Annotated in this window: 3 protein-coding genes; all 3 read left to right on the top strand. The window is 28.8% G+C overall.

Annotation, left to right across the window (positions count from 1 at the left end; genetic code table 11):
• The first annotated feature begins 327 nt into the window (after positions 1–327).
• Genes BUB92_RS11000 through BUB92_RS10990 form a run of 3 tightly spaced genes read left to right on the top strand, consistent with a single transcriptional unit; the run spans position 328 to position 2,062 of the window.
• Positions 328–1,005 carry a geobacillin-26 family protein gene (locus BUB92_RS11000; protein ID WP_073093604.1) on the top strand — a complete coding sequence of 226 codons (678 nt, stop codon included), beginning with the start codon at positions 328–330 and terminating at the stop codon, positions 1,003–1,005.
• 31 nt (positions 1,006–1,036) lie between these two features.
• Positions 1,037–1,354, top strand: a complete 318-nt coding sequence (locus tag BUB92_RS10995) for a hypothetical protein (protein WP_073093602.1) — start codon at positions 1,037–1,039, stop codon at positions 1,352–1,354.
• A gap of 24 nt (positions 1,355–1,378) precedes the next feature.
• A complete protein-coding gene (locus BUB92_RS10990) occupies positions 1,379–2,062 on the top strand; it encodes an IS3 family transposase (protein ID WP_073093600.1) in 684 nt (227 codons plus the stop codon).
• Positions 2,063–2,195 lie beyond the last annotated feature (133 nt).

Raw genomic sequence — 2,195 nt, 5'->3', positions numbered from 1 at the left:
GAGCCAAAAGTGAGCAAGGTGGCTCACTTTTAAACTAGCATTAGTGGCTCAATTTTTTATCAGCACAGTGGTCCACTTTTTGCTTGACATTCGCATTGCCATTAGTATGCTTTAACCCAGGTAGCTTAATATAAGCTTATAATGACCGCAGAATTAATCTATTATATATAACAGTAATTTTATGTAATTTTCAAAGAGCTTTAGATTCAGACAGATTTTTTACATTAATAAGGGACCAGGGCGAATTGATGTCTTGAGTTATAAAAAGATAATCATATTTAATTTAAATTTACAAAACGAATAATAATTTTGGGAGGGCTGTTTTTCATGTTAAATAAATATATTTATTTTAAAAAAATTATATCTTTAACATTATGTCTTTGTTTAATATTTACATTGTATTCAACCGCATATGCTGCTGATTATATTGAACAAAGCAACCAGATAATAATTAATGGATACACTTACAAAATTGTAGTTGATGATGATACAAAAAGACAAGTTAAAGCACCTGATGGTACAATAGCAACTTACTTTAAGGAAAATAATGTTATTGAAATCTTTGCAGAAGATAGTACCATAACTATAGATTTAAATGATGATTTTATTAAACAGCAAGAAACAATTGAGCTACAAAGTAATATATTTTGGGAAAATCAAGGAATTTATAACTGGAAATACAGATATATAAAATATGTTGATCAAAGGTGGCAACTTCGCATCGCTTACGGATTAGGTTTCCAGAGTTATATGACAAATGAAAATACCAATAATCGCCCTTATCTTTTTGAATTTAAAAACTGCGTTGACACTATTAAGAGTTGCGAACAAAACATTGCTGCTGCTGGTTTTGGAGCATTGTTAAGTCTTTTTGGCGGACCTTTAATAGCCGCATTAACTGCTGCTGGTGCAAGTGGTGTTATTATAGCTAATGCTAATCAATTAAATAACGCAATTGATGACGCAAATACTATATTTTGGTATTTGCATAATAATCATCTATAACCATGTTGTTTTTTCATAAGGAGGTTTCATTATGACTGAATTTGCAGTAATTGTTACAACAATAGTGGCACTATTATTCTTTTTTCTTAGTTATGCTTTTTTCACAAATAAATATCATAACATTATAATGAGGGGCTCTGTGTGGGGTTTTGATTTAGAGAAAATAAATAATAATAAAATAGATAAATTTAAATTCCACTTAGGTATATTTTGTCTAATTTATGGCATAATCTTTTTATCTATTGCTGCTAGTCATTATATTAATTATAATTTTATATTGTGGTTATTTATAATATTAGGTTTTTTTATACTAGTTGATATTTTATTTCGTAAAAAGTATAAAAAATAAATGTGATTCCACTGCTGAAACATAGTGTTTCAGCAGTGGAATCAACCATTAAATAAAAATGCTGATATAGAGGAAAAAATAATTGATATTTATGAGAAATCTAATAAGCGAGCTGGCTATAGAACAATCTGTCAAATATTAAAATTTAAATACAATTTAACCGTTAACCATAAAAAGGTATTGCGTATAATGCAAGAAAATAACATACAGTCTATAGTAAGAAAAAAATATAAAAAACCCAAAGAAAATGCTATTATTAAAGAAAACTTATTGAACAGAAACTTTAAGGCTTCTAAGCCAGGTGAAAAATTTGTAACAGACATTACTTATATTCCAACCCAAAGAAAAATGACTTATTTATGTACAGTAATTGATCTATTCAATAATGAACCAGTAGCATGGAATATAAGTGATTCACAAGATAAGAATCTAAGTCTGGACGCTATTAAAGCTCTATCTAAGAAGTATAATTTAGAAGGTAGTATAATTCATAGTGATCAAGGTATACATTTTACGAATAAGGATTATGTGGACTTACTAAAAGAGTTAAAAGTTAAACAAAGCATGTCAAGAAAAGGTAACTGTTGGGATAACGCTATTGCTGAAAGTTTCTTTAGCCATTATAAAAGTGAAGCAATCTATATTATGAACTCAAGTTTCGCACCCAGAAAACCCTGTTCAAACAGCAATAAATCGGGAGGTAACTGAGCAAAAAAATTGTTATTGACAATAAAAAACGCATCCTTGTTTGGTAAAATGGTATTAAGGAAGAAACCAAAACAATCCAAACGGAAAGGATGCGTAATTAAATGATACAACAAATTAATCCGTCTGAAAAGGT

It is taken from the genome of Thermosyntropha lipolytica DSM 11003 (assembly GCF_900129805.1).
Classification (GTDB): Bacteria; Bacillota; Syntrophomonadia; order Syntrophomonadales; family Syntrophomonadaceae; genus Thermosyntropha; species Thermosyntropha lipolytica.
Note: the sequence above shows the minus strand (reverse complement) of the source record. Positions and strands in the feature narration are given on the sequence as shown.